At 70.5% G+C, this 25,785-nt stretch carries 25 protein-coding genes; 17 read left to right on the forward strand and 8 right to left on the reverse strand.

Annotation, left to right across the window (positions count from 1 at the left end; all coding sequences use genetic code 11):
- Position 1: 1 nt before the first annotated feature.
- A complete protein-coding gene (locus ACFY3V_RS34560; protein WP_350948738.1) occupies positions 2-199 on the forward strand; it encodes a hypothetical protein in 198 nt (65 codons plus the stop codon).
- Positions 200-482: 283 nt separating this feature from the next.
- Here the strand turns inward: ACFY3V_RS34560 and ACFY3V_RS34565 are convergent, their stop codons facing one another.
- Positions 483-1,442 carry an AraC family transcriptional regulator gene (locus ACFY3V_RS34565; protein ID WP_362921676.1) on the reverse strand — a complete coding sequence of 320 codons (960 nt, stop codon included), beginning with the start codon at positions 1,440-1,442 and terminating at the stop codon, positions 483-485.
- Between the two features lie 113 nt (positions 1,443-1,555).
- Here ACFY3V_RS34565 and ACFY3V_RS34570 point away from each other — a divergent pair, with 113 nt between their 5' ends.
- The 7 genes from ACFY3V_RS34570 to ACFY3V_RS34600 all read left to right on the forward strand — a co-directional run bounded on the left by ACFY3V_RS34570 (position 1,556) and on the right by ACFY3V_RS34600 (position 9,670).
- Positions 1,556-2,308: an SDR family oxidoreductase gene (locus ACFY3V_RS34570; RefSeq protein WP_350948736.1), complete on the forward strand. Its 753-nt coding sequence runs from the start codon at positions 1,556-1,558 to the stop codon at positions 2,306-2,308.
- Between the two features lie 266 nt (positions 2,309-2,574).
- Complete coding sequence (locus ACFY3V_RS34575; protein WP_350948735.1) at positions 2,575-3,243, forward strand: DUF998 domain-containing protein; 669 nt, start codon at positions 2,575-2,577, stop codon at positions 3,241-3,243.
- A gap of 170 nt (positions 3,244-3,413) precedes the next feature.
- Positions 3,414-6,035, forward strand: coding sequence for a rifamycin-inactivating phosphotransferase (gene rph, locus ACFY3V_RS34580; protein ID WP_389779349.1), 2,622 nt, complete (start codon positions 3,414-3,416; stop codon positions 6,033-6,035).
- A gap of 314 nt (positions 6,036-6,349) precedes the next feature.
- Positions 6,350-6,823 (forward strand): hypothetical protein, encoded by a 474-nt coding sequence (locus ACFY3V_RS34585; protein ID WP_362921671.1) that lies wholly within the window; start codon positions 6,350-6,352, stop codon positions 6,821-6,823.
- A 333-nt stretch (positions 6,824-7,156) separates the two neighbouring features.
- Positions 7,157-7,795 (forward strand): TetR/AcrR family transcriptional regulator, encoded by a 639-nt coding sequence (locus ACFY3V_RS34590; protein ID WP_389779352.1) that lies wholly within the window; start codon positions 7,157-7,159, stop codon positions 7,793-7,795.
- 4 nt (positions 7,796-7,799) lie between these two features.
- A complete protein-coding gene (locus ACFY3V_RS34595; protein WP_362921666.1) occupies positions 7,800-8,096 on the forward strand; it encodes a DUF6204 family protein in 297 nt (98 codons plus the stop codon).
- A 458-nt stretch (positions 8,097-8,554) separates the two neighbouring features.
- Positions 8,555-9,670: a lytic polysaccharide monooxygenase gene (locus ACFY3V_RS34600; RefSeq protein ID WP_350948730.1), complete on the forward strand. Its 1,116-nt coding sequence runs from the start codon at positions 8,555-8,557 to the stop codon at positions 9,668-9,670.
- A gap of 156 nt (positions 9,671-9,826) precedes the next feature.
- Here the strand turns inward: ACFY3V_RS34600 and ACFY3V_RS34605 are convergent, their stop codons facing one another.
- Together ACFY3V_RS34605 and ACFY3V_RS34610 are read right to left on the reverse strand one after the other, a co-directional pair.
- The gene (locus tag ACFY3V_RS34605) at positions 9,827-10,495 is read right to left on the reverse strand and encodes a 4'-phosphopantetheinyl transferase (protein ID WP_389779355.1); all 669 of its coding nucleotides are present in this window, start codon (positions 10,493-10,495) and stop codon (positions 9,827-9,829) included.
- Complete coding sequence (locus ACFY3V_RS34610) at positions 10,492-11,331, reverse strand: metallophosphoesterase (protein ID WP_350946374.1); 840 nt, start codon at positions 11,329-11,331, stop codon at positions 10,492-10,494. The genes ACFY3V_RS34605 and ACFY3V_RS34610 overlap by 4 nt, the downstream gene beginning before the upstream one ends.
- A gap of 350 nt (positions 11,332-11,681) precedes the next feature.
- Between ACFY3V_RS34610 and ACFY3V_RS34615 the strand changes: the two genes are divergently transcribed.
- Positions 11,682-12,773, forward strand: coding sequence for a M4 family metallopeptidase (locus ACFY3V_RS34615; protein WP_389779357.1), 1,092 nt, complete (start codon positions 11,682-11,684; stop codon positions 12,771-12,773).
- Positions 12,774-12,822: 49 nt separating this feature from the next.
- Here ACFY3V_RS34615 and ACFY3V_RS34620 read toward each other — a convergent pair whose 3' ends face one another.
- Positions 12,823-13,185: an ester cyclase gene (locus tag ACFY3V_RS34620; RefSeq protein WP_362906421.1), complete on the reverse strand. Its 363-nt coding sequence runs from the start codon at positions 13,183-13,185 to the stop codon at positions 12,823-12,825.
- A 128-nt stretch (positions 13,186-13,313) separates the two neighbouring features.
- Between ACFY3V_RS34620 and ACFY3V_RS34625 the strand changes: the two genes are divergently transcribed.
- From ACFY3V_RS34625 to plsX, 7 genes are all read left to right on the forward strand, one after another.
- A complete protein-coding gene (locus tag ACFY3V_RS34625) occupies positions 13,314-13,937 on the forward strand; it encodes a TetR/AcrR family transcriptional regulator (RefSeq protein ID WP_389779360.1) in 624 nt (207 codons plus the stop codon).
- 228 nt (positions 13,938-14,165) lie between these two features.
- On the forward strand, positions 14,166-14,486 hold the full coding sequence (locus tag ACFY3V_RS34630; RefSeq protein ID WP_362906417.1) for a protealysin inhibitor emfourin: 321 nt from the start codon (positions 14,166-14,168) through the stop codon (positions 14,484-14,486).
- 288 nt (positions 14,487-14,774) lie between these two features.
- Positions 14,775-16,499, forward strand: a complete 1,725-nt coding sequence (locus tag ACFY3V_RS34635; protein ID WP_389779362.1) for a S8 family serine peptidase — start codon at positions 14,775-14,777, stop codon at positions 16,497-16,499.
- Between the two features lie 214 nt (positions 16,500-16,713).
- Positions 16,714-16,932 (forward strand): hypothetical protein, encoded by a 219-nt coding sequence (locus ACFY3V_RS34640; protein WP_362921657.1) that lies wholly within the window; start codon positions 16,714-16,716, stop codon positions 16,930-16,932.
- Positions 16,929-18,389, forward strand: coding sequence for a phytoene desaturase family protein (crtI, locus tag ACFY3V_RS34645; protein ID WP_362921655.1), 1,461 nt, complete (start codon positions 16,929-16,931; stop codon positions 18,387-18,389). Before ACFY3V_RS34640 ends, crtI begins: the two co-directional genes overlap by 4 nt.
- Positions 18,386-19,285 (forward strand): phytoene/squalene synthase family protein, encoded by a 900-nt coding sequence (locus ACFY3V_RS34650; RefSeq protein WP_350946366.1) that lies wholly within the window; start codon positions 18,386-18,388, stop codon positions 19,283-19,285. The genes crtI and ACFY3V_RS34650 overlap by 4 nt, the downstream gene beginning before the upstream one ends.
- 201 nt (positions 19,286-19,486) lie before the next feature.
- Positions 19,487-20,458: a phosphate acyltransferase PlsX gene (plsX, locus tag ACFY3V_RS34655; RefSeq protein WP_350946365.1), complete on the forward strand. Its 972-nt coding sequence runs from the start codon at positions 19,487-19,489 to the stop codon at positions 20,456-20,458.
- Positions 20,459-20,635: 177 nt separating this feature from the next.
- Here plsX and ACFY3V_RS34660 read toward each other — a convergent pair whose 3' ends face one another.
- Positions 20,636-21,280 carry a spheroidene monooxygenase gene (locus tag ACFY3V_RS34660; RefSeq protein WP_350946364.1) on the reverse strand — a complete coding sequence of 215 codons (645 nt, stop codon included), beginning with the start codon at positions 21,278-21,280 and terminating at the stop codon, positions 20,636-20,638.
- Positions 21,281-21,320: 40 nt separating this feature from the next.
- On the opposite strand from ACFY3V_RS34660, the gene ACFY3V_RS34665 reads away from it, so the two are divergent.
- Positions 21,321-21,917 (forward strand): glycerol-3-phosphate acyltransferase, encoded by a 597-nt coding sequence (locus ACFY3V_RS34665; protein WP_350946363.1) that lies wholly within the window; start codon positions 21,321-21,323, stop codon positions 21,915-21,917.
- Here the strand turns inward: ACFY3V_RS34665 and ACFY3V_RS34670 are convergent.
- The 3 genes from ACFY3V_RS34670 to ACFY3V_RS34680 are packed head-to-tail and all read right to left on the reverse strand — an operon-like array spanning position 21,868 to position 25,556.
- Positions 21,868-23,214 carry a glycosyltransferase gene (locus tag ACFY3V_RS34670; protein WP_389779366.1) on the reverse strand — a complete coding sequence of 449 codons (1,347 nt, stop codon included), beginning with the start codon at positions 23,212-23,214 and terminating at the stop codon, positions 21,868-21,870. The genes ACFY3V_RS34665 and ACFY3V_RS34670 overlap by 50 nt on opposite strands.
- On the reverse strand, positions 23,211-24,677 hold the full coding sequence (locus ACFY3V_RS34675; RefSeq protein WP_389779368.1) for a phytoene desaturase family protein: 1,467 nt from the start codon (positions 24,675-24,677) through the stop codon (positions 23,211-23,213). The genes ACFY3V_RS34670 and ACFY3V_RS34675 overlap by 4 nt, the downstream gene beginning before the upstream one ends.
- Positions 24,678-24,731: 54 nt before the next feature.
- A complete protein-coding gene (locus ACFY3V_RS34680) occupies positions 24,732-25,556 on the reverse strand; it encodes a carotenoid biosynthesis protein (protein WP_350946360.1) in 825 nt (274 codons plus the stop codon).
- Positions 25,557-25,785 lie beyond the last annotated feature (229 nt).

Below are 25,785 nucleotides of genomic sequence, written 5' to 3' on the forward strand. Positions count from 1 at the left end.
AGTGGAGCGTGCCCTGGACGTCGGCGACACCCGTTCCTTACGTCGCTCTGCCGAGGACGACGACACGCTCGTATCTGCCGTCGATGATCCGGCCAGGTTGCCGCCGATTTCCACCGCGGGCAAGGCGGAGGCGTTCTCGGCTGGTGAGATGGTCGCTGCCCTGTACCGGGCTGGTGATCGAGAGCGCCCCGATGCGTAGATGGCAAACGCGACCCCTGATGATCGTCGGTGTCTAAGCCAGTCGATCAGGAACAGGGTCCGCGTTCGCGTGCCATCATCCCCGATGGACGTGACCCAGGTCGCCTGGCCGCCGGTCACAGCGCAGCACTGCAGGCACTGCCACCGCGAGCCGATTTTCTTCGAGTGGCCGCGCATCAGGTCGGCGAGATGGTTCAAGAGGGCGTTCGACAGCGGCAGGCGGGCGGTGTGCCGGTGTCTTCGTCGCCGATGTGAGCGGCGCGGCTGAGCACGGGACGACTGCTTCAGCTTTCGTTCGCGGCCGAGTACGGTGGCTGCCGGGCCTGGTTCCGGAACTGTGCGGGCGACAAGCCGACCACGCGGCGGAACGCGGTGCTGAAGGCGCTCTCGGACAGGTAGCCCGTGGCCCGTGCGAGCTCGGAGATCGACAGGGTGTCGCGGGCGAGGGCGTCGCGCGCGAGGCTCATGCGCCATTGGATCAGGTACTCCAACGGCGGGATCCCGACGTGGTTCTTGAAGGCCTGGGCGAACGCGGAACGCGACATGTGGCTGATCTCGGCGAGCTCCTTGAGGCTCCAGGAGTGGGCCACGTCCGCGTGCACGGCACGCAGGGCGGCACCGATGCCGTCCTCGTTCAGGGCACCCAGCCAGCCGGTTGGCCGGTCTGTCTGACCGGCGTGAGCACGCAGCATGTGTACGAGCAGGATCTGTGCGAGGTGGTTCTGCACCAGCGGGCCGCCGGCGGCGGCGATCCCGATCTCGGTGGCGAGGAGATCGATCAGCTGCGCGAGCCGCCTGCCGTGAGGATCGGCCCTGCGGACGATCACGAGCGGCGGCAGAAGATCGGTCAGCAGGGCCGCGTTCCCGTCGTCGAACGCGATGTGCCCGACGCAGAGGTAGAAGTCCTCCTCGGACTCCGGGCCGATCCGCACGAACCCGTCTTCGGCGCCCGCCAACACCGGCTCTGCGGGGCGCGGGCTCGCGTCGAGCGCGCCGGCCAGCACGTAGGGCGGCGGGTTGCCCAGCATGAAGGTGTCACCCTCCCGCAGGAGCACCGGCTCGTGCCCTTCGAGGATCAACCAGCACGTGCCGCGTACGAGGCCGCCGATCCGCACGTGCAGGAACGTGTCGAAGCGCAAGGCCCACTCTCCCGTGGCCCGGAGACCGGGCCCGATCACCGTGTGGGGCCGGAGCAGGCCGATCGCGTCGGCCACCGGATCCCGAAATCCGAGCACTGACGACACCTCCTGGACGATACGTAAAGAATGCCGGATTCTGCATTATGGATGGTATCCCCGATCTCCCGCAGTATCGATGGCGAACGGATCGGCATCGAGAGAGTGATGGAGATACCCACATGGGACAGCTGGAAGGCAAGACGTCGGTGGTCACCGGGGGCAGCACCGGTATCGGTCTGGCCACCGCCGTCCGGCTGGCGGACGAGGGCGCGTACGTGTTCGTCACCGGCCGGCGCGAGGCAGAACTGGAGGCCGCCGTCAAGACCATCGGAGCGGACCGGGCCACCGCGGTCGTCGGCGACATCTCGAAGCCGGAGGACCTGGACCGGCTCTACGCGGCGGTCCGGGCGCGGGGCAGGGGTTTGGACGTGCTCGTGGCGAACGCGGCGATCGGTTCGTTCGTGACGCTGGAGCAGACCACCGAGGAGCACTTCGACCAGACCTTCGCGGTCAACGTCCGAGGCACGCTGTTCACCGTGCAGAAGGCGTTACCGCTGCTCAACGACGGAGCCTCGATCGTCCTGGTCGGTTCGACGGCCGGCGACCGTGGAGTGGAGGCGTTCGGCGCGTACGCGGCGTCGAAGGCGGCCGTCCGGTCCTTCGCGCGGACGTGGTCCAACGAGCTCAAGGGCCGGGGCATCCGGGTCAACGTGGTCTCGCCGGCATGGATCGAGACTCCCGGGGGCACCGCCGTTTTCGGCGACGAGGAGACCGCCAGGGCCGTCAAGGAGAACGTCGCCGCGACCGTGGCCAAGGGCCGCATGGGTCAGCCTGAGGAGGCCGCTGCGGTCGTGGCCTTCCTGGCCTCGGAACAGAGCAGCTACGTCGTCGGCACGAACATCTACGTCGACGGCGGCACGAACCAGATCTGAGCGGGCACCACCCGGTGGGTGGCATCTGAGGCGTTCCAGGTTCTGCGCCGCCACTACCCGGAGCGTGCGGTGAACCGCCCGTCGCCCAAGAGTGCGGTTCGATGTGACAGGGAATGCGTCCCGGATCGGCATCGGCGCAGTTCAGGGGTGTGATGGCGTGGCGGCGTCGAATCCCGTCCTCCTCGTTCGACGCGTCAGCGAGGCCGGGTGAGACCGGCGGAACGAGTACGGCGACGGGGATCCGTCGCGGCAGAGAGGAAACCGTCATGACCGCCTTGCACCCCGGAGCCACCGTCACCCGTTCCGTCACCCCGGCGACGCGTGTGCTGCTCGCCTGCGCCGTCGCCGCCGCGCCGCTCTTCGCGGCCGTGTCGCTGGCGCAGGTGTTCACCCGCGAGGGCTTCGATCTGACGCGCCACCCGTTGAGCATGCTGAGCACCGGCGACCTGGGCTGGTTGCAGATCGCCAACTTCCTGCTCAGCGGGGCTCTGACGGTGGCCGGCGCAATCGGCCTGCGCCGTGCGCTGCGAGGTGCGCCCGGTGGCACCTGGGCGCCCCGGCTGGTCCTGGTCGCGGGGGTCGCGATGGCCGCGGCCGGGGTGTTCGTCATGGATCCGGGCGACGGCTTCCCGGCGGGCACTCCGCTGGGTCAGACGGGTACGTTGAGCGCGAGCGGCCTCATGCACATGGTCGCCGGGTCCATCGCGTTCACCGCGTACATCGTGGCCTGCTTCGTGCTGGGCCGCCACTTCTCCCGGGCGGGCCGCCCAGGCTTCGCCGTCGCCTCGCGGCTCAGCGGTCTGGTCTTCGCCCTCGGCGACGGGTGGGCGATGGCGGGCGGGACGGCCGGATCGCTGACCCTGGCGATCGGCGCGCTCACCGGGATGGCGTGGATCGCGGTGGTGGCGGCGGATCGATGGATCGCGCTCAGGTAGCGAGGTTCGCACGGCCCGGTCTTCTCGCGTCGCGAGGGGCCGGGCTTTTCGCGTTCCGAGGACTGGGAACGCGCCGCACCTCGCCCTTTTCATTTTGTACCAGATTCGCGCGCCTCATGAGACATCAAAAAGTACTTCATACTGCCCGTTGCGAACCGACCCGACGAACGATGGGGGCAACGGAATTGGGTTACGTACTGGGTTTCGAGGAGATCCACTCGACGGATATCGCAGACGTCGGGGGAAAGGGAGCGCACCTGGGAGAGCTCTCGCGGATCGAAGGCGTTCGCGTGCCGGACGGCTTCTGCGTCACGACGGAGGCCTTCCAGCGGGTCGCCGCCGAAGCACCGTCGATCAATGCTCAACTTGATCTGCTGTCGCGCGTGAAACCGGACGACCACGCGGCGATCCGCACCCTGAGCGCCGAGATCCGCCGCGTCGTCGAAGGCGTGACGATTCCCGCCGATCTCGTGGCGGCGATCGGTGAGTCGCTCGCCCGGCTCGGGGAGCAGGAATCCTACGCGGTGCGTTCCAGCGCGACGGCCGAGGACCTGCCGACCGCGTCCTTCGCCGGCCAGCAGGACTCGTACCTGAACATCGTGGGTCTGCCGGCGATCCTTTCGCACATCCGAATGTGCTGGGCCTCGCTGTTCACCGAGCGGGCGGTGACCTACCGGCGTCGTAACGGCTTCGACGACCGCAGGGTGCGGATGGCCGTGGTCGTACAGCGGATGGTGTTCCCCGACGCGGCCGGGATCCTCTTCACCGCCGATCCCGTGACCTCGAACCGGAAGATCGCCGCCGTGGAGGCCGGCTGGGGGCTCGGTGAGGCGCTGGTCTCCGGTCTGGTCGCCGGGGACGTCTACGCGGTGCGCGACGACCAGATCGTCACCACGACGGTCGCGACCAAATCGCGGTTCGTCCAGGCGTCGCAGGCAGGCGGTACCCGGGAGGTACCCGTCGAGCCGGGGCGCCAGACGCAGCCGGCTCTGACGGACGCACAGGTCGTGCGTCTGGTGCGGCTGGGCCGGCGCATCGAAGCGCACTTCGGCAGGCCACAGGACATCGAGTGGTGCCTGGTCGGCGAAGACTTCCACATCGTCCAGAGCCGGGCGATCACCACCCTGTTCCCCGTCCCGGAGACCGACGACCAGGACAACCACCTCTACGTCTCCGTCGGTCACCAGCAGATGATGACCGATGCGATGAAGCCGCTGGGACTCTCCGTGTGGCAGATGACGACCCCGAGGCCGATGCCCGAGGCGGGCGGACGGTTGTTCGTCGACGTGGCTCCCGCCCTGGCGACGCCCGCGGGGCGCGCGAGCATCCTCGGGAACCTGGGGAAGTCCGACCCGCTGATCCGGGACGCGCTGCAGACCGTCCTCGACCGCGGCGACTTCATCCGCTCGGTTCCCGACGAGGAGTCCGTCGCCGCACCGGCCGGTGCGGCACCCGCTCCGATCGAGACCGATCCGGCCGTCGTCACCGAGCTGATCCGGCCCAGTCAGGAGTCCGTCGCCACCCTGCGGAGCGAGATCCAGCTCTTGTCGGGGACGGCGCTGTTCGACTTCATCCAGACCGACATCGCGGAGCTGCAGCGCATCCTGTTCGATCCGCGGAGCCTTCAGGTGATCATGGCGGGGATGGAGGCGGCCTGGTGGCTCAACGACCACCTCGAGGCGTGGCTGGGGGAGAGGAACGCGGCCGACGCGCTCACGCAGTCCGTCCCGCACAACGTCACCTCCGAGATGGGGCTGGCGCTCCTCGACGTCGCGGACACGATCCGACCGCACGCGGACGTCGTGACGTTCCTGCACCGTGTCGTGGACGAAGGCCGGGAGGGCGACGGCTTCCTGAACGAGCTGGCCGGGCTCGCCGGCGGGCAGGAGGCACGTGACGCCATCCGGGGCTACCTCGACGAGTACGGCATGCGCTGCACGGGCGAGATCGACATCACCAGGACGCGCTGGAGCGAGCAGCCCGCCACGCTCGTGCCCGCCATCCTCGGCAACATCAGGAACTTCGAGCCGGGCGCCGGCAAACGACACTTCGAACAGGGACTCCTGCAGTCACGAAGGAAAGAGCAGGAACTCCTGACGCGACTGCGCGCCCTGCCCGACGGGGAGCGGAAGGCCGAGGAGACCAAGCGGATGATCGACCGCGTCCGCACCTTCGCCGGATACCGGGAGTATCCCAAGTACGGCAAGGTCAGCCGCTACTTCGTCTACAAGCAGGCGTTGCTGAGGGAGGCCGATCGCCTCGTCCGCTCCGGCGTCCTGCGCGAGAAAGAGGACATCTTCTTCCTTCGTTTCCCTGAGTTGCGGGAAGTCGTGCGCACCAACGACGCGGACGCCGAGCTCATCCTGCGAAGGCGGGAGGCGTTCCGGTCGTACGAGGCGCTCACGCCGCCCCGGGTCCTCACCTCGGACGGCGAGGTCATCACCGGCCGGTATCGGCGTGAGGACGCCCCGCCCGGCGCGCTGGCCGGCCTCCCGGTCTCGGCCGGGACCGTCGAAGGCCGTGCCCGGGTCGTCACGGACATGGCGCGGGCCGACCTGGAGGCGGGCGACATCCTGGTCACCGCCTACACCGACCCCGGCTGGACCCCTCTGTTCGTCACCGTCGCGGGACTGGTGACGGAGGTGGGCGGCCTGATGACGCACGGGGCGGTGATCGCGCGGGAGTACGGCCTGCCGGCCGTCGTGGGGGTGGAGCAGGCCACCCGGCTGATCCGGGACGGGCAGCGGATCCGCGTGCACGGAACCGACGGGTACGTCCAGATCCTCGTCTGAGCCGACGCGGCGTCCCGGCGCCCTTGAATCTTTCAAGGGTGCCGGGACGCGACTCGCGATCGGCGGACCGAAATATCAGACATACGCCTTCAGCGTCGGCGTCCATGGAAATTTCATCAACGTCGCTGGTTGCACGTTCTTCCGCGCGGTCGTTTCCCTGCAAGACGACGAATCGACCGGCGATGGATTCGGACTTCGAGATCCCCTCGCCGTAACGGTTGCGGCTCTGTTGAAATCGCTCGACCGTTGACCGCGCCGGGTGAGAATGCTGAATTCGCGGTGGCCGATGTCAGAAGTATTAAGGAGGAACGGAGATGCTCGCCGCGAAACTGCTTCGTCGAGGGCTGGCGCTCGGATCCGCGCTCATCGTCACCTGCGCGTTGGGTGTCGTGAGCCTGGCGCAACCCGCCGCCGCGACCAGCGCCGTACTGTACGGCAGGGTGGAGTGCACCAATTCCAACCACTATGGAAATGTCAGCAACTGGTATCCCTTGAACGTGAGGCTCTCCACCGGATCGTCCCAGATAGTCCCCGGCCTGGTCACCGTTCCCGGCACGTACGCGTTCCAGTTCACCCAGGCACTGCCCGCCGGGGCCACGGGCATGGGGGTCAGGGCCCTGTGCAGCAGCGGCCACTCCCCGTACGGCGACTTCGACGGAACGTCCGAGTACACCAGCATTCCCGCCGGGACAACCAGCATCACCGCGAGTTGGAGGTGCTCCACGGCACCGGTCAACCCTGGCCCGTGGATGACCAACTGCACCCTGCGGTCGGTGTCGTTCAGCTAGACCTCGTCCCGTTCCGGCGAGTTCGCGCGTCTGTGGTCAGGCCGGAGCCGGGTGAGGTGAGTGAGGACTCCCAGGCCGGTGAGCGAGCTTCCCGGAGCGGGCATCCGGGGTCATCGGCATCACGGGCGGCTCCCTCCGAGGGGCCGCCGGGGGTCTTGGCGGCCGGTTGCGGGTTTGTTCGACGGTTTGTTTGACGGTGTCCGACTGCTCGCGCTCGATCCCAGGCGCGCGTCACGCCGAGGTGCGTGAGACACGGCTTGACGGCCAGGGCGCCAAGATGGTGCGGAAGACGTAAAATTGCAATCGACTCCAAATTTTCAGTAGGCTCCATACATGTCTGAGGGCCTGCGCGAGCGCAAGAAGCGACAGACCCGGCAGCGTGTCTCCGATGTGGCCCTCGGTCTGTTCGTAGCGCGTGGCTTCGACAACGTCACGATCGCCGAGATCGCTGCGGCTGCCGAGGTGTCGGTCAACACCGTCTACAACTACTTCCACACCAAAGAGGACCTCGTTCTGCCACCGGAGGAGGCATCCCCGCAGCGACTGGCCGACATGGTGCGCGGGCGTGAGCCCGGCCAGTCGGCGGCCGATGCGGTCCTGGCGCGGCTGCGGCAGGAGGTGAGCGGGCAGGAGCGCAGGGTCGGGCTGAGCGAGGGATTCGGCCGCGTGCTGGAGATGATGCGAGCCGCGCCCACGCTGACCGCCCGGCTTGAGCGGCTTGCCCACCAGATGACCGCCGAACTGGCCGCGCAGTTGGTCCAGGAGACCGGCGCCGAGCCCGGCGACCCGGTGCCGCAGGCTGTCGCCTGGCAGCTGGGGAGCCTGCACAGCATGGTCCTGTCGGAGATCGGCAGGCGGACCGCGGCCGGCGAGCGGCCGGACGTCATCGCCGCGGACGTGCTGAAGCTGATCGACGCCGCGGAGGGCCTCATGGGGGAGCGCCTGCTCGGCTATGCCGTACGAGAGGGATGAGCAGTTGTTCAGAGTGACGATCAGAGGGAAGTTCACCGGGCTCGACGACGCGGGGCGGGCGGCCGTCCTGGCCGCGGGCGACATCGCCTACACCGAGGCCGGGACGTTCACCCACGATCAAAGCATGACGGCCTTCACCTTCCGCTGCCAGGTTCCGGCAGGTCCGGACGACGGCCAGGACGAGGCGGCGCTCGGTGCGATGGCCGCGCTGGAAGCGCACGGGCATTCGCACGAGATCCTGCAGCTCGCGGTGACCGACATGCGCGAGATCAAGATCCGCCCCAAGCGGCGTCGGATGTGACCACCGAGTCGGCCTCGGCATGGATCGCCTCCGACCGCAAGCCCGACAGTGCTGCCGCTTTCTGGTGACATCGCCGGCTACGTCGACAGCCGCGCCCCGGGCCGGTGCCTTCGGGCGAGTCATGACGGTGTCCGCGCTCGGCGTGGTTGTCGCTCGTCGCGGTTGCCGATCATTTTCGGCGGACGGGGTGAGAGCGTCATCTCCGGGGGGGATGTCGGGAACGGATGCCGGGGTGCCTCTAGGAAAATCGTGGGAAATGAACCTTTCATCCGTTTTGTAGCGTATGGCCAGTTCCCGGGCGGTCGCCGTCCGGGGAGCGTGCGCCATGGTTGCTCCGGGGCCGGGGGGTGGGCGACGGTGGTGACCCTCTGGCGTGAGGACTCCGCCCTCATTCGGCGCGCCAGGTCTCGTCATCCCGGCATTCGAAATCCCGGCCTTCAAAAGGAGACCTTCACACGATGAGGTCACGTACGCTCCGACTTCTGCGCGATCAAGTGCACGTGTCCGACGGCGTCACCGTCCACCGAGTCTCGGTCTGGCGGATGGTCGTCGCGGCCGCCGTCGCGCTCGCGACCGCGCTCATGTTCACCACCGTGCTGGCGGGCCCCGCCTCGGCGCACGGCTCGATCAGCGACCCGCCTTCGCGCAACTACGGCTGCTGGGAGCGCTGGGGAGGTGACTTCCAGAACCCGGCCATGGCCCAGCAGGACCCGATGTGCTGGCAGGCCTGGCAGGACAACCCCAACGCGATGTGGAACTGGAACGGGCTGTTCCGCGAGAACGTCGGCGGCAACCACCAGGGCGCGATCCCCGACGGGCAGCTGTGCAGCGGCGGCCGGACCGAGAACGGCCGTTACCGGACCATGGACACGGTGGGCGCGTGGAAGACCGTGGACCGTCCCTCCTCGTTCACGATGAACCTGCTGGACCAGGCCTCGCACGGCGCGGACTACATCCGCGTCTACGTCACCAAACAGGGCTTCAACCCCAAGACCCAGGCGCTGAAGTGGAGTGACCTGGAACTCGTCAACGAGCTGGGCAGGAGGCCGACGGGCACCAGCACGGCCATCCCGGTGAACGCGCCCGGCCGTACCGGCCACCACATCGTCTACACCGTCTGGCAGGCGAGCCACCTCGACCAGTCGTACTACTTCTGCAGTGACGTCAACTTCACCGGTGGCACGAACCCCACCCCCACTCCCACGCCCACTCCGACCCCCACTCCGACTCCCACCCCGACTCCCACGCCCACTCCGACCGTGACCCCGACCCCGGGTCCCGGCGGCTGCTCGGCCACCTACCGCGTCACCTCCCAGTGGTCCGGTGGCTTCCAGGCCGACGTGAGCGTGACCGCCGGCTCCAGGGCGATCACCGGCTGGACGGTGAACTGGACCTTCGCCAACGGCGAGAGGATCAGCTCGTCCTGGAGCGCGACCGTGACCGCGAACGGATCCGCGGTCACCGCCCGCAACGCCGCCTACAACGGCTCGCTGGGCGCCGGCGCCTCCACCACCTTCGGATTCATCGGCTCCGGCTCCGGTAACGCCCCCACCCTCACCTGCACGGCGACCTGACCCTCTCCCGCCGAGCGGGCACACGTCGGCCCGCCGCCGAAAGGCGGCGGGCCGACGACGCCTGGAAACCGCACGCGTAGCGGGCGGGAACCTCCGCTCTTCGAGACGGAGCGGAGGTCAACGGGAGTCCCGACCTCCCGCAGGGGACGTCGCGGACTATCCCGTCGCGGACTCTCTCGGCGCGGACTTTCCCGGTACGGCGATGGAGGTCACGACCAGGCCGTCGGAGACCAGCCAGCGGCCGGTGAAACCGGTCAGCTCCCGGCCGTCCACGACGGGGCCGGGGACGAGGAGGCGGGCGGTGAACGTACCGGAGGGGGAGAAGACGAGGTGGGCCTCCTCGAAGCCGAGCCAACGCCTGGCCAGCGGGAACCACGCCTTGTAGACGCTCTCCTTGGCGCTGAACAGCAGCCGGCCCCAGTGCACGTCGTCGTTCAGCCGCTCCAGCGCGGCCCGCTCCTCGGGCAGCGAGACCGCCGGCAGGATGCCGTCGGGGAGCGGCTCGTGAGGCTCGGCGTCGATGCCGATGGTGAGCGCGTCGCGGGAGACGGCCGCCGCACGGTATCCGGCGCAGTGGGTGATGGCGCCCACCACCCCGTCCGGCCACACGGGGGCGCCGCGCTCACCGGGCAGGATCGGCGCGGGCGGCAGTCCGAGCTCGGCCAGGGCCTGACGCGCGCAGTGGCGCGCGGTGCCGAACTCGCGCCGCCGCTTCTCCACCGCGCGGGCGACGGCCTCCTCCTCCTCGGGGAACAGCACGACGTCCGGCGGGTCCTCGAAGCGTTCCGAACTCGCCACCCACGGCGGCAGGATCTTCTCGATCACGAGGCGGCCTTCGGGCTGGGCAGGATGCGCCTCAGCTGACCGGGCGCGGTGGACCTGGGACGCCACTCGCGGGGATAGCCCAAGGAGACCTCCTCGAAGCGGATACCGTCGTGCCAGGTGGTCCTGGGGATGTGCAGGTGACCGTAGACGACCGCGGCGGCGTCGAAACGCAGGTGCCAGTCGGCGGTGCGCTCGGTGCCGCACCAGATCGCGAACTCCGGGTGGTACAGGATCAGGGTGGGTTCGCGCACCAGCGGGTAGTGGTTGACCAGCACCGTGGGCACCCCGGGCGGCCTGGCCTCCAGGCGCCGTTCGGTCTCGGCGATCCTGGCGTCGCACCAGGCGTCCCTGGTGGGGTACGGGTCGGGGTGCAGCAGCATCTCGTCGGTGCAGACCACCCCCTTGTCGTACGCGCGGGCGAGCGCCGCCTCCTTCGTGGCCACACCGGGCATGCGGAAGGTGTAGTCGTACAGCACGAACAGCGGGGCGACGGTGACCGGGCCGCCGGGGCCGGTCCAGGTGAGGTAGGGGTCCTCGGGCGTCGCGACCCCCAGGTTCCGGCACACCTCGACCAGGTGCCGGTAGCGCTCCTCGCCGCGCAACTGGACGGGGTCGCTGGGGTGGGTCCACAGCTCGTGGTTGCCGGGCGCCCACACCACCTTCTCGAACCGTTCGGCGAGCAGTCCCAGGGTCCATTCGACGTCGGAGACCTTCTCCGAGACGTCCCCGGCGACCAGCAGCCAGTCGGAGGCGGAGGTGGGCCGCAGCTTCTCGACGATGTCGCGGTTCTCCTGGTAGCCGATGTGCAGGTCGCTGATGGCCAGCAGTGACGTCATGCGCGGCCCGTCCTCCGAGAAGCGGTGTCTCGCGGCGCGAGTCGCGTGCTTCGCGAGCCGGTCTCTCCCCGCGCGAGGCCCGTCACCGGTGTACCCGTCATCGGTGAGCCGAGCCGATCGCCGTGCGTCGTCACCGTGAGCGCCCGCACCGTCCCCTCGTTCTCTTCCACGTTTCCCAGCACCGCCGCCTCCGTCTCGCCCTCTTCCCTGGGCGCGGTCACGACCCCGTGATCGTCGAGCAGAAGAACCCTCTCACGACCGCTCCCGTGGGCACACCCCAGTCCACCCCCGAAGGCATCAAGTATGGCAATACTCATACAGTTTGAGCAGGCGGTGACGATCCTTAACACATGACGACATTCGACAGCATGCCCCAGTGCTGTATCGCACCTCCCGACTTGCTTGCGGCGGTCGCCGAACACGGAACCCCCGCCGAGCGGGAGGCCGCACTCAGGACCCTCGCCACCTCGGAGAGCGCCCGCGCGCAGCGCGCCTCGTTCGGTGGCGCGCTGCGTCAGCTCAGTCTCACCCTCTCCGACGTCGAGCCCGCCCCCGGCATGGTGCGTACGGTCTACGACGTCGAGAACGGCGGCGACTTCGACCTTCCCGGCAGGAAGAGGCGCGGGGAGGGCGAGCAGCCGTCCGGTGACGCGGCGGTCGACGAGGCCTACGAAGGGGCGGGGGCCACCTACGACTTCTACCGGCGGGTCTTCGGGCGCGACAGCATCGACGGGCGAGGGCTGGAGATCGTCTCCTCGGTCCACTACGGGACCGACTACGACAACGCCGCCTGGATCGGCTTCCAGATGATCTACGGTGACGGCAGCGGGCAGATCTTCACCAAGGGCTCCCTCACCCGGGCCGTCGACGTCGTGGCGCACGAGCTGACCCACGGCATCACCCAGTTCACCGCGCACCTGGTCTACAGCAGGCAGCCCGGCGCCCTGAACGAGTCGTTCTCCGACGTCTTCGGGTCGCTCGTCAAGCAGTACGGCAGGGGGCAGACCGCGGAGCAGGCCGACTGGCTCATCGGTGACGGCATCCTGGGCAGCGCCCTGCGGGGAACCGCGCTGCGCTCGATGAAGGCGCCGGGGACCGCCTGGTCGACCCCGGCCGGGGGAGGCGACCGCCAGCCGGGACACATGCGCGACTACGTGGACCTGCCCGACGACGGCGACCCCTCCAACGACCACGGAGGCGTCCACCTCAACTCGGGCATCCCCAACCACGCCTTCTACCTCGCCGCCACCGCCATCGGCGGCAACGCCTGGGAGCGCGCCGGACGCGTCTGGTACGTCACGCTCACCGAGCGGCTCCGGCCGCGCTCCGATTTCCAGGAGGCGGCGGAGGCGACCGTGGAGGTGGCCGGGGAGCTGTTCGGCGCGGACGGGGACGAGCAACGGAAGATACGCGCCGCGTGGCAGCAGGTCGGAGTCCTCTAGGGGCCGTTCGAGGTTCGAAACCCGGAGGAACCTGTGAGGCCGCGGGGCCTCAGTGACGTGGGTCGGGGCCCTCGGTGACGCCCCAGGTCTCCGCGAGTCGGCCGTCGTCGATGCGGAAGATCTCGATGAGCACGGGCCGGGCGTCGCCACCCGGGGCCGCCATCCCCTCAACCGACGAGCGGACGGCGACCTTGTCACCGTCGATCAGGATGTCGTCGGCGACAACGCGCATGGCCGGAAACCGGGCGACGACCTGGACCCAGGCCTCCTTGCCCGCTTCGAACCCGGTGGCGCCAAGCGGGTGGTTGAGGAAGTCGGGGGTGAACAGATCGGCGGCCTGGTCGAACTGCCGGGTGTTGAAGCATTCCTGCATCCGCAGCACCAGGGCGCCGGCTTCCTCTCGTGTGGTCATCGAAGGGACCTCCTCGTGTTCGGTGGGATCCGCCCCATGGCGGAACAACGCGACCGCATAAACGGGGCGCCGCCCCGTTTAGATGTGGACAGCATACGGGGCGTCGCCCCGGTTAGGGTAGGCGTGAGATGTCCAGTCGAACGCCCAAACACACTCCGGCCGAGCCGCCGACGGTTCCCGTGCATGACCGGGAGCTACGGGCCGACGCGCGCCGCAATCGTGAACAGGTGCTGCGGACCGCGCAGCGGTTGTTCGCCTCACAGGGCCTCGGCGTCTCGCTCGATGAGATCGCCCGCCGCGCGGGTGTCGGTTTCGGCACCGTCCACCGGCACTTCCCCAGCAAGGAAGCGCTGTACCTCGCCGTCGCGATCGACCAGATCAGACAACTGGTCGCCGAGGGAGAGGCACTCACCGGTACCGACGATCCAGCCGCCCTGTTCACGCTGTTGTCCCGGATGATGGCCTCAGGCGCGGAGAACGCGGCGGTGAAGAGCGCGCTCACGGCCGCCGAGTTCGACCTGCGCGACGCCGCTCCGGACGCCGCCGCCGACCTCACGCACCAGGTCGCGCACCTGCTCGATCGCGCCCGTCGCGCCGGCGTCGTACGCCACGACGTGACGGTCGAGGAGGTGATGGCGATCGTCGCCGGTGCCTTCGCCGCGATCCGACACGCCGACGCGGACACCGACCGCGAACGCTCCGCGCGCATCGCTCGAATCATCCTCGACGGACTACGACCCCAACCCCGGTGACAAGGACCTCCCTGCCTGTCACACCGCACCGTGAGCACCCGTCTGTACCGGGGCCTTCCCCGAGCTCGGCATCACCTCGCGCGCAACTGCGCGACGCCCTGACGGATACGTCAGGCGACTGATGTTCGGGTTTGTCGCGCGCGACATATCGGCGCCACGTGCCGTCATCGCCCAGGAAAACCCGCGCGGGACCGGCCGGGCCGCGCGGGCCGGTCTAGGATCGCGTCCATGAAGGTCTCGGTCGTCCGGGGAGGCGGCATCGCCGGCCTCGTCACGGTCACCACGGTCGACTCCGCGTCGCTGGCGCCGGACGACGAGACCGAGCTGCGCACCCGGGTGGAACGGGCCGGGCTGTCCGGCGTGCCGGAGCAGCAGGTGGGCGCCGAGGGGCGGCCCGACCGTTTCGACTACGAGCTCACCGTCGAGGACGGCGGCCACGTGCTCACGGCACGCGCACGAGAGGGCGACCTGTCGGGCGCGCTCCGCGCGCTCATCTCGTACGTGACCTCACTGCCGGGACGGCAGGAGCGAATCGGCCCGCCCGGCTGACCTCCCGCCCCGCCCTGTCTTTTGCCGCTTTTTCAGTCTCATTCCTGCTATTTCACAACAGGTTTGACGCGCGAGACTTCATGCCGTCGTCGTTTTCGGCGCGAGAATTCCCTCGTAACGGTTCACTGATGGCATGATTCGCCAATGTGTGCAGTTCACAGGGGTGACGGGGTTCCCCGGCTCCTGTTGGTTTTATTGCGCATCGGCGGCAAATGTGTCCACGTATGAATTGCTTGGTGCGCGTGAAATCACATTTGCGGGGAGCTCTTTGGATATGCGGAGGTATATGTGAAACGCGTCATCGTCACCGCGGCCGTCGTCCCCCTCGCGGCGGCCACGTTGGCATCCCCGGCGCAGGCCCGGCGGGCGGTCGCAGAACCGGTCGTGGAGGCCGAGTACGTCGTCCTCTACACCGAGGGCGCGCGCCCGGCGGACGCCCGGCAGGCCATCAGGGCGGCGGGCGGAAGCATCCTCAGGGAGAACACCGCGATCGGCGTCGCCACCGTCAAGACGGCGAACACCGACTTCGCCGAGGCGGTGCGCGACGCCGCCTCGATCGACGACCTCGCCCACAACCGGTCCATCGGCAGCGTGCCCTCCGCCGGGAGGGGAGCGGCGGGCCACGCGGCCGTGCGGGCGAGCGCCGTGGAGAAGGCCGGTGACGGAGCCCTGGCCGCCTCCACCTTCGGCGCACCCGCGCCCGCCGCGGAGCCGCTGTCGGAGCTGCAGTGGGACATGAAGCAGATCCACGCGACCGTCGACGGCTCCTACCACCACCAGCAGGGCGACCCGGGCGTGCTGGTCGGTGTCATCGACACCGGTGTCGACGGCTCCCACCCCGACATCGCCCCCAACTTCAACCGCGAACTGAGCCGTAACTTCACCGTCGACATTCCCGTCGACGCCGACGGCAAAAAGGTCGACGGCCCGTGTGAGGAGGAGCCGGACCGCTCCTGCGAGGACCCGGTGGACGTCGACGAGAACGAGCACGGCACCCACGTGGCGTCGTCGATCGCCTCCCCCATCAACGGGATCGGCATATCGGGCGTGGCGCCCAAGGTCTCGATCGTGAGCCTGCGGGCCGGCCAGGACTCGGGATTCTTCTTCCTGCAGCCCAGCGTCGACGCGCTGACCTACGCCGGTGACATCGGCGTCGACGTGGTCAACATGAGTTACTACATCGACCCGTGGATGTTCAACTGCGTCGACAACCCGGCGGACTCTCCGGCCGACCGGCAGGAACAGGCCACGATCATCAAGGCGATGCAGCGGGCGCTCACCTACGCGCACAACAAAGGGGTGACCCTGGTGTCCGCGGCGGGCAACGGGGCCTTCGACTACACCAAGGAGATCGTCGACACCTCCAGCCCCGACTTCGCCGGTGTGCCCGGCGAGTCGCCCCACTCGCGCACGATCACCCCGAGCTGCGTCTCCATGCCGAGCGAGGCCAAGCATGTGATCTCGGTGTCCTCGACCGGCATCAGCGGGCGCAAGGCGTACTACTCCGACTACGGCAACGGCTACATCGACGTCTCCTCCCCGGGCGGGGACGTCTACGACACCGCGAACGGCGACCGCGACGTCACCGGGGCGACACTGGCCGCCTATCCCAAGTCGCTGGCCGAGGCACGCGGCCAGCTCAACCCCGACGGCACGCCCAACGTCACCAACGTGGTCCGCAGCTGCAAGGACGACGTCTGCGGCTACTACGTGTATCTCCAGGGCACCTCGATGGCCTCTCCCCGCGCGGCCGGGGTCGCCGCGCTGATCGTGAGCGAGTACGGCCGGCGCGACCGGGTGCACGGAGGCAGGACGCTCCGTCCCACCGTCGTGGAGAGGGTCCTCAAGGGCACCGCCACCAGGACGCCCTGCCCCACCCCGCCCGCCCACACCTACACCCGGCACCTGCCGGACGGCAGCACGGCGACCTCGACGCAGACGTGTGAGGGAAACGCGTCGCGAAACGGCTTCTACGGCTACGGGATCGTCGACGCCCTCCGGGCGGTCCGCTGACCCGAACGGCGAGGCCCGGCGTCCGCCACGCGGCGGACGCCGGGCCTCGCCGTTTTTACGCCTTCTTGCGCCATGGGTTGACTTACCCGCAGCCCGGCCCGGGGATGGATCTTCAGATGCCACCGGTCACGGGCCATCCGCCTGCCGTCGGACAAACGCATCCAGACGTGGTGTCGCTTGCGAAGTCCTCTGTGGACGAGAAGGAGTGATGCCCATGGCCGCCGTCACGCGTGGGACCGACCGGTCCCGTGAGCGGATGGACCCCCATCCGGGACGGAAGGCGACCCCGCCCGCCCGCACCCAGGCCGACGCGCCGCCGCAGGTCACCGGCGGGAGAGTGACGGATCCGGCCGTACGGGCGGCCGGCGTACTCGTCGCGGGTGTGGACGGGCCGGCCGGTGCGGGAGACCCGGTGACGAGGAGGGGCGCGTGAGCCCGGTCGTGGTGATCGGCGCCGGTCTCGGAGGTCTCGCCGCCGCGGTCCGGCTCGCCGCCGCCGGACGGGACGTCACGATCGTGGAGGCGAACGAGGTGCCGGGCGGCTGCTGCGGTACGGCCACCCTCGGCGACTACCGCTTCGACACCGGTCCCTCGGTGCTGACCATGCCGGAGGTCCTGGCCGACGTCTTCGCCGCCGCCGGACAGGACATGGAGAGCATGCTTCCGCTGCGGCGCCTGGACCCGTACTACCGGCTGCGCTACCACGACGGCTCCCACCTGGACGTGGTGGCCGGGGAGGAGGCGATGACCGAGCGGGTGCGCGCGCTGAGCGGCGCCGCGGAGGCCGCGAGATACCGGCGTTTCCGCGCCAGGCTCGGCGAACTCTTCGACATCGAGTGGCCCGCGTTCATCGACCGCGACATGACGAGGCTGCGCGACCTCGCCCAGCCCCGCGTCCTGGCGCGCCTCGCGGCCCTGGGCGGCTTTCGCAGCATGGACGCCCTTGTCAGGAGCCACCTCACCGACCACCGGCTGATCAAGGCGCACACCTTCCAGGCCCTGTACGTGGGCCTGCCGCCCCGCCAGGCGCTCGGGATCTACGCGGTCATCGCCCACATGGACACCGTCGGGGGCGTCTTCTTCCCGCGCGACGGCGGGATGCACGCCATCCCGGTCGCCCTGGCGGCGCTCGCCGAGAAGACGGGCGCGCGCATCCGGTACGGTGTCCGCGCCGTGAAGGTCGAGTCCGGATCCTCCGGAGTCTCCGGGGTGAGGCTCGACACCGGGGAGCGCCTCGCGGCCGGCAACGTCGTGGTCGCCTGCGACCTGTCCCGTGCCCACACCGGGCTGCTCCCGAAGGGCGCGGGCGACTGGCGGCTCCGCCGGCCCCGCTACTCGCCCTCCTGCCTGGTCATGCACTTCGGTCTGGACCGCCGCCTGGCCGGGCAGGCGCACCACACCCTGCACTTCGGCAGACAGTGGGAGGCCACCTTCGACGCGCTGCGCGCCGGGAGGCCGCAGCCCGACCCGAACCTGCTGGTCACCTACCCCGAGTCCGACACCGGCGCCGCGCCGTCGGGCCACGCCACCCTCACCGTGCTGGAACCGACCGCGAACCTGCGCGGCGGCGCCGACTGGGAGCGGCTCACCCCGAAACTGGAGGACCGGCTGTTCGGCAGGCTCGCCGACCTCGGTTACGGCGATCTGTCCGCCGCGCCGAGGCTCACCATCGACCCGCCCGCCTGGGCGCGGCTCGGCCATTCGGCGGGCACCCCGTTCGCGCTGGACCACCGCTTCGCGCAGACGGCCTGGTTCCGGCCGGCGGGGGCGGCCAGACGCGTCCCGGGACTGCACTTCGCCGGGATGTACACCGCGCCGGGGGTCGGGGTGCCACCGGTGCTGATCTCCGGCCGGCTCGCCGCGGAACGCGTACTGGAGACCCCCCGATGACCCTGACCGCCAGTTACGAACTCTGCCGCAGGCTCAACGCCCGGCACGGCCGCTCCTACTACCTGGCGACCCTGCTGCTGCCCGGCTGGAAACGCCCGCACGTGCACGCCCTGTACGGTTTCGCGCGCTACGCCGACGAGATCGTGGACTCCTTCACGATGACCGGCGACCGGGCGCGGGCGCTCGACGACCTGTCCGCCCGGCTCACCGCGGCTCTGGCGGGCGAGGCCACCGGCGATCCGGTGCTTCCCGCGTTCGCGCAGACCGTGCGCTCCTTCGGCATCGACCACCGCGACATCGAGGCGTTCCTGAGCTCGATGCGGGCCGATCTGACCGTCGCCCGCTACCCGACCTACGACGACCTGCTCGGCTACATGGAGGGCTCGGCCGCGGTGATCGGCACCATGATGCTGCCCGTTCTCGAACCGCTGCCCGGCATGGAGGAGAAGGCCCGCGAACCGGCTCGCCAGCTGGGGCTGGCCTTCCAGCTGACCAACTTCCTGCGTGACGTCGCCGAGGACCTGGAACGCGGCCGGGTCTATCTTCCGATGGAGGACCTGGACAGGTTCGGGGTGAAGGTCGCCGATCTGGAGGGCGGCGTCACCACCCCCGAACTGCGCGAGCTGCTCGCCTTCCAGGCCCGGCGGACCAGGGACCACTACGCGCGGGCCGAGGAGGGGTTCGCCATGCTGACCCCCTCCTCCCGGCCGTGCATCCGAGCGGCGTTCGAGCTGTACGGAGGCATCCTCGACCGGATCGAGGCCGCCCGCTACGACGTCCTCGGCGCGAGGATCGCCGTACCCCGGCGACGGCGACTGTCGATCTTCGCGCGGCACCTGCTCGCGGCGTCCGCGGCCGACCGCGCCGAACGCCGCGTGATCGTCGAGATTCCTTGAACCGGCGGTCGGACGTGTCGCGAGTTTTCCGGTCGTGAGGTCGTTCGACGAGAGGCCGTCGAGGGGAGTGGGTGCGGGTTCGGGGCCGTCGGTCGCGAGGGCGTCCGGTGAGAGGCCGTTCGGCGCCGTCCTCTCTCTCGCCGCCGCTGTTGTCGCTGTCGCTGTCGCTGTTGTCGTTGTCGTTGTCGTTGGGAGAGTGTGATGTCAGAGCCTGTGGTCGTTGACGCGATGGGCGGGGACCACGGACCGGTCGAGACGGTCGCCGGGGCGGTGGCCGCCCATCGCGAGCTGGGGGTCCCCGTGCTGCTGGTGGGCAGGGCGGGGGCCATCCGTGCCGAGCTCGACCGGCACGGCGCCGTCTCCGAGATCGGCGTGGTGCACGCAGAGGACGTCGTCCCGATGACCGAACGGGGCGCGGGAGCGGTCTCCTCCACCACGACGAGCCTCACGGTCGGCTGCGATCTCGTACGGCGAGGAGCGGCATCGGCCTTCGTGTCGGCAGGGTCCACGGGCGCGGTCGTCTCATGTGCCATCCGTGGCATCGGCCGCGCCCCGGGCGTCCTGCGGCCGGCCCTGGCGATCGCGCTGCCCTCGGTCACCGGCGGCGCCACCGTGCTGATCGACGCGGGAGCCACCTCCGACCCCACCCCGGAGATGATCGCCCAGTTCGCGCTGCTCGGGGTCTCCTACGCGCAACTCGTGCTCGGCGTCGCCGACCCGTCGGTGGGACTGCTGTCGATCGGCTCGGAGCCCGGCAAGGGCAACCGGCTGACCCGCAGGGCCGGTGAGCTGCTTCCCGCACTGCCGTTCCGCTTCCACGGCAACGTGGAGGGCCACGACGTGCTCGCGGGCACCGTCGACGTGATCGCCACCGACGGCTTCACCGGCAACGTGGTGCTCAAGAACGTCGAGGGTTCGGTACGGGCCGCGCTGACGCTGGTGGCGCGCTCGGGGATCGCCGGGGCCGAGGAACTGAAGACGGTGGCCGACCGCTACGACCCCGAGACCCACGGCGGGGCGGCGCTGCTTGGGCTGAGCGGCACCGTCGTCGTCGCGCACGGCTCCTCGCGGGCGGCGACGATCGCGCGTGCCTGCGCGGTGGCCCACGACCTCGCCGAGGGCGGGGTCGTCACCCGCTTCGGCGACCATCTCACCGCGGGCCCCGCTCGGTGAACGGGGGCGGGCGGCCGGGTGCTCCCGAGTTCCCGGACGCGATGCGGGCGTCCCACCATGGTGTCCACCTGTTGAGCGGGGGTGCTCCCGTGCTCGCGGTGCGCGCGTCTCACGGTGATGTCCGCGCGTCGGGCGGGGGAGGGACCCCGGTCCCGGGGCAGGACGGGCCGGGGTGGGTCAGGCCAGGGGGTCGGCGCCGTCCCAGGTGCCTTCGCTGGCGTAGGGGGAGAACCGGGCGAACAACTCCTCCGAATACCAGTCCTCCTCACGTGTCCTGCCGATCACGCGCCGGTGCGCGGCCCCCTTGTGGGCGAAGTCCCGCACCGCCGCGGCGTCGCGCCACAGCGAGAACGTGCCCTGCCTGGCCAGCGGCCACTCGCCGACGCCGACCGAGGCGAGGCAGCCGTCCTGCTCCGCCAGCAGGCGGTCCACCTCGGGAACCGAGCGGTAGAACGCCGTCAGCCGGGAGGGCCGGATCGACGCGCGGGTCAGCACGGCGAGGGGACCGCCGGGGTCGACCCCTGGCGTGCTCGGGGGAAGCGGGCCGAACGGCTCCACCCCGTTCCAGCTGCCACGTGAGGCGACGGGAGCGAGCCGCACCTGCCAGGACTCCCGCGCCTCGCGCCGCCAGCGCGCCACCACCGGAGACTCGTCCAGGAAGCGGTCCAGGGCCCGCTCGTCGCGCCACACCGCGAGCAGGGCCCAGCGGCGCAGGTCCGCCCCGATGCCTGTCGACGCTCCGCGCCCCGAGCCGAGCAGCCGCCAGAACACCAGCCCCGGCGTTCTTCTCAGCACCGGGCGGTCGAACGCCATGTAGCGCATAGCCCTAAGATCCGCATATTTCGTGAGATGGAAGGAAGCGATGGTTCCTCTGCTCGTCTCGGTCATCGGCGGCTACCTTCTCGGGTCCGTACCGGTCGCCGTGCTGGTCGCCCGCGCGTACGGGTTCGACCCCCGGGAGGTCGGAGACCGCAACCCCGGCTTCTGGAACGTCAGGGAGCGGCTCGGCTGGCGGGCCGCCGTACCGGTCTTCGCGGGCGACATGCTCAAGGGCACGCTCGCGGGCCTGCTCGCCCTGTTGGTCAGTGGCACGCATATCGCCTGGCCCGGCGGGGTGAACGGTGACAGCACGGTGCCGGTGTATCTCGCGGTGGCCGCGGCCATGGCCGGGCACGCCTGGCCGGTCTTCGCCGGGTTCAGGGGCGGCCGCTCGATCCTCACCTTCGCGGGCGGCTTCGCCGTCATCTGCCCGCCGGGCTTCCTGCTCGGCGTGGCCGCCCTGATCGTGGTCGCCCTGGCGACGCGGTCGTTCGCGATCGGGGCGCGCGTCGGTGTCTTCGGCCTTCCGCTGCTGCAACTGCTCTTCGCGCCGATCGGGTACGTGGCCGGGACGGGGTTGCTCATGTGCCTCATCGGGCTGCGCTTCGGTCAGGCGGCGCGGAGTTCCCGCCCTTCGTGACCCGGCCCGGCCACGTGGCCGTCGGACCCGGCCGGGAACGCGTGGCCGTCGTGACCCGCTCCGGCGGCATGGTCGTCGCGTCCGGTCCGGGACGTTCGCCCGTCGTGGCCTGCTCCGGCGGCGTACCCGTCGTGACCTGGCCGAGGCGGGAGACCGTGGTGGTCGCCGGGTAGGTACGGCCCCGCCAGCTGCGCACCGGGCGCAGCGTGGCCTGCGTCAGCCGCAGGGCCGCCAGCGGGTCGAGCAGTGGGGAGAGCAGCACGCCCGGACCCGGCCGCGTGTAGCTGCCGCGCAGCGCACCGGCGAGCAGCGACCGTACGGTCAGCAGGGCCAGGTCGAGCCGGGTGGGACGGCCGGTCACCAGCCGCAGCACGGGCAGCGCGGCGGTGAGCCAGACCACGGCCAGGTCGGCGGCCTGCCAGCCGGGCGCGGTGACGTCGCGCAGCGACAGCGACCGCCCCCACTCCCGCCACACCTCGCCGGCCGAATCGTGCATGTCGACCTCCAGCAGCCCTCCGGCGTCCAGGAATCCCACGGACCATCCGTCCGCCGCGAGGGTCCTGGCCAGTGCCACGTCGTCGGCCATGTGCCCGCGTACCCGCGCGAATCCCCGGGCGTCCAGCATCGCCGTGCGACGGAAGGCCGTGCACTGGCCGTTGGCCACCGTGCGGTGCGGGGCCGGGGGAGCCGAAGGACCGATCGGGCCGAAACGGTAGACGAGCGTCGCGAGGAACGACGCGTGCAGCGCCTGCTCGGCCACTCCTTCGCACACGAACCTGGGTCCCGCGCTCACCAGGTCGTACTCTCCCAGGGCCGCGGTGAGCGCGCCGACGAGCCCCGGCGCGGGTCTGGCGTCGGCGTCCAGGGTCACCACGACGTCGCCTCCGGCGGCCTCGCCCCCCTGCTTCAGCGCCCACTGCTTGCCCACCCAGCCCTCGGGCAGCGGCGCTCCCGCGATGACCTTCGCGCCGAGTTCGGCCGCGAGGCACGCGGTGCCGTCGCGTGACTCGTCGTCGACGACGATGATCTCCGCGACGTCCGGATCGGCGAGCAGCGCCGACAGGCACGGGCCGATGCGGGCCTCCTCGTCGCGGGCGGGGATCACCACCGAGACGCGCGGCGGCGCCGTCCGGGCGGGAGCTTGCCCAGGCAGGCGGTCTCGTGCCGCCTGGGCGTGAGTCGGCGCGGACAGGCGGTCTCGCGTGACGGTGAGCGGGGGCAGGCGGTTTCGCCCCCTGGCCAGCCGTACCGCCACGACGAGTGCGGCGGCGGCCTGCAGAGCGGTGAGGACTCTCATCGTCGGGCCTCCACGCCGGGACGTTCGGGAGAGGCGGAGGGGAAGTCCTTTCGTACGAGCGAGGCGACGATGCGGGCGCCCATCGCGACCAGCGGCAGCCCGCCGCCGGGATGCGCCGAGCCGCCCACCAGGTACAGGCCGCGCCGGGGACCTCGGTTGCCCGGGCGGCGGAAGGGGGCGAGCCTGCCCGAGTAGGCGCCGCCGTAGATCGAGCCGCCCCACGAGCCGTACCGGTCGCGCAGGTCGGCGGGGGTGAACAGGTCCACGAAACGCAGCCGTCCCGACAGGTCGTGGCCCCTGCTCGCCAGGCGTTCGAGCACCAGGTCCCGGTACGACTCGGGGGACATCGGCCACCGGCCGGGGTCGCGGGCGGGGACGTTGACCAGCATGACCCAGTTCTCCGTGCCCGGCGGGGCCTGCGAGGGGTCGTCCACGACCGAGCAGCCGATGTAGACGGTCGGGTCCTCCGGTGGCCTGCGCCGCCGGAAGATGTCACCGAACTCCCGCTCGTAGTCGTCGGAGAAGACGATCGAGTGGTGGCCGAGCCCTTCTGTCCTGCCCTCCACCCCGGCCAGCAACAGGAACGCCGAGGAGGAGGTGCCGAGCGCGGCGATGCGCCGCAGCCGCCGCCGGTCGGGCAGCAGTTGCCCGTACAGCGCGGCGGCGTCGGTGTTGGCGACCACGATGTCGGCGCGCTCACGCTCGCCCGAGGCGAGCCGCACCCCCGTGACCCGTTCGCCGTCGGTGAGCACCCGGGTCACCTCCGCGCCCAGGACGACCTCCACCCCGGCCTTCTCCAGCAGCGGGACCAGGGCGTCGGCGATGCGGGGCAGCCCTCCGGGAACGTACCAGCCGCCCTCGCCGTGCTCGATCGCCGGGACGCACCCCAGCGCGGCCGGGGCGCGGTACGGGCTGGAGCCCGCGTAGGTCGCGTAACGGCCGACGTACTGGCGCAGGCGCGGGTCGGTGAAGAAACGACGGGCCAGGCCGTCGAGGGTCCGGCCGGGTGCCACCGCGAGCAGGTCGGACAGGCGGGCCTCGGTAGGTGGTTGGGTGAGCGGTCCGGTGAAGAAGGTGCGACGCGAGGCGTCGAAGCAGCCTCGCGCCCAGTCGTGGAAGGCGAGCCAGGCGCGACCCTCGCCGGGCGCGAGCCGGTCGACCTCGGCGGCCATCCGCGCCGGGTCGCGGTACGCCGCCAGCGTCGAGCCGTCGGCGAAGCGGTAGCGGCACAGCTCGTCGAGCTCCACCAGGTCGAGCTCCAGCCCGAGGTCGGTGAAGACGCCGGGCAGGGTGAGCAGGGAGGGGCCGATGGAGAAGGTGAAGCCGTCCCTGGTGTGCTCGGCGAGCTTGCCGCCCAGCCGGGGGAGCCGCTCGTACAGACGCACCCGATGCCCTTGCTCGGCCAGCAGCAGCGCGGAGACCATGCCGCCGACGCCGCCGCCTATCACCGTTGTCTCAGGCATTCGTGCCCCCTTCCGGCGAGTCCGATGAATCCGATGGGTTCGATGGGTGCGGTGTCATGCCCGGCCCGCCTCGGAATCAGGCCTTCCGCGGCGTCCGCGCCTCCAGGCGAGCAGGGTGAACAGGCCCATCGAGAGGCCACCGGCCGTGGCCACCAGCGGGTCCGTCGGGTCGAAGACGAACGCGAAGCCGATCGTCTCCATGACCGCCATCACCGTGTAGACCGACACCAGCCCGGCGTTCCACGTCGCCGGTTCGGTGAGTACGCCCTCCAGCAGGGCCATGACCAGCAGGGAGACGACGAACCAGCCCACGAAGTTGCTGATGGGGACGTCCCGGTAGGGGCCGGGGTCATGCCAGACCCACAGGTCCAGCCGCATCATCTGCGGGTCCAGGAACAGGTCCCAGGCGGTGAGGGCGAGCGCCCCCGTGACGATCCGCGCGGCCCTGCTCCCCGGCGCGATGGCGGCGGCCACGGCGTGGGCCGCGAGCCCCATGCCACCCCACGCCACCGCCACGATCACCGGCACCCCGCCGAGCGCGGGCTGGAGAACGTCGGTGTAGTGGTAGGCGCCGAACGGCACGCCCGTCCTGATCCCGATCCACTCGGCGGCGTACCCGGTCGCGACCACGGCCGCGAACGCCGCGAAGACCCTGGCGGGGGAGTGGGTCGCGCAGGCGAAGGCGAGCGCGCTCGCCGCGAGCAGCAGGACGACGACGCTGGTCAGCAGGATCGGCCGGGTCTGCAGTCCCGTGGCGACCTGCGCGACGACCATCGCGCCCAGCAGCGCCGTGCCGATCGCGCTCGCCGCGCCTGCCCGCGCTCTCACCGGCGAAGGCCGCTCCCGCACCGCGTCGTGCCCGGATCGTCCGCTGCTCATCTGATGGCTGTGCCCCATGGACGGTCATTCGATCGGTCGGGCGCGGTCAGATTCACTTTGAGGTCACGATTCCTACCGGGTTTCCGTGACGCCGGATTTCCGGGGCCCGCCCGGGGCACCCTCGCCGGAGACCGGAGACCGGAGACCGGAGACCGGAGACCGGAGACCGGAGACCGGAGACCGGAGACCGGAGACCGGAGACCGGAGACCGGAGACCGGAGACCGGAGG

Source organism: Streptosporangium sp. NPDC000095, assembly GCF_042899335.1.
Taxonomy (GTDB): domain Bacteria; phylum Actinomycetota; class Actinomycetes; order Streptosporangiales; family Streptosporangiaceae; genus Streptosporangium.

Excerpts from the sequence above, each read along its gene's own strand:
- ACFY3V_RS34570 (WP_350948736.1), top strand. The coding sequence starts at position 1,556 with ATGGGACAGCTGGAAGGCAAGACGTCGGTGGTCACCGGGGGCAGCACC.
- ACFY3V_RS34575 (WP_350948735.1), top strand. The coding sequence starts at position 2,575 with ATGACCGCCTTGCACCCCGGAGCCACCGTCACCCGTTCCGTCACCCCG.
- rph (WP_389779349.1), top strand. The coding sequence starts at position 3,414 with ATGGGGGCAACGGAATTGGGTTACGTACTGGGTTTCGAGGAGATCCAC.
- ACFY3V_RS34585 (WP_362921671.1), top strand. The coding sequence starts at position 6,350 with ATGCTCGCCGCGAAACTGCTTCGTCGAGGGCTGGCGCTCGGATCCGCG.
- ACFY3V_RS34590 (WP_389779352.1), top strand. The coding sequence starts at position 7,157 with ATGTCTGAGGGCCTGCGCGAGCGCAAGAAGCGACAGACCCGGCAGCGT.
- ACFY3V_RS34600 (WP_350948730.1), top strand. The coding sequence starts at position 8,555 with ATGAGGTCACGTACGCTCCGACTTCTGCGCGATCAAGTGCACGTGTCC.
- ACFY3V_RS34610 (WP_350946374.1), bottom strand. The coding sequence starts at position 11,331 with ATGACGTCACTGCTGGCCATCAGCGACCTGCACATCGGCTACCAGGAG.
- ACFY3V_RS34615 (WP_389779357.1), top strand. The coding sequence starts at position 11,682 with ATGACGACATTCGACAGCATGCCCCAGTGCTGTATCGCACCTCCCGAC.
- ACFY3V_RS34620 (WP_362906421.1), bottom strand. The coding sequence starts at position 13,185 with ATGACCACACGAGAGGAAGCCGGCGCCCTGGTGCTGCGGATGCAGGAA.
- ACFY3V_RS34625 (WP_389779360.1), top strand. The coding sequence starts at position 13,314 with ATGTCCAGTCGAACGCCCAAACACACTCCGGCCGAGCCGCCGACGGTT.
- ACFY3V_RS34630 (WP_362906417.1), top strand. The coding sequence starts at position 14,166 with ATGAAGGTCTCGGTCGTCCGGGGAGGCGGCATCGCCGGCCTCGTCACG.
- ACFY3V_RS34640 (WP_362921657.1), top strand. The coding sequence starts at position 16,714 with ATGGCCGCCGTCACGCGTGGGACCGACCGGTCCCGTGAGCGGATGGAC.
- ACFY3V_RS34650 (WP_350946366.1), top strand. The coding sequence starts at position 18,386 with ATGACCCTGACCGCCAGTTACGAACTCTGCCGCAGGCTCAACGCCCGG.
- plsX (WP_350946365.1), top strand. The coding sequence starts at position 19,487 with ATGTCAGAGCCTGTGGTCGTTGACGCGATGGGCGGGGACCACGGACCG.
- ACFY3V_RS34660 (WP_350946364.1), bottom strand. The coding sequence starts at position 21,280 with ATGCGCTACATGGCGTTCGACCGCCCGGTGCTGAGAAGAACGCCGGGG.
- ACFY3V_RS34665 (WP_350946363.1), top strand. The coding sequence starts at position 21,321 with ATGGTTCCTCTGCTCGTCTCGGTCATCGGCGGCTACCTTCTCGGGTCC.
- ACFY3V_RS34670 (WP_389779366.1), bottom strand. The coding sequence starts at position 23,214 with ATGAGAGTCCTCACCGCTCTGCAGGCCGCCGCCGCACTCGTCGTGGCG.
- ACFY3V_RS34675 (WP_389779368.1), bottom strand. The coding sequence starts at position 24,677 with ATGCCTGAGACAACGGTGATAGGCGGCGGCGTCGGCGGCATGGTCTCC.
- ACFY3V_RS34680 (WP_350946360.1), bottom strand. The coding sequence starts at position 25,556 with ATGAGCAGCGGACGATCCGGGCACGACGCGGTGCGGGAGCGGCCTTCG.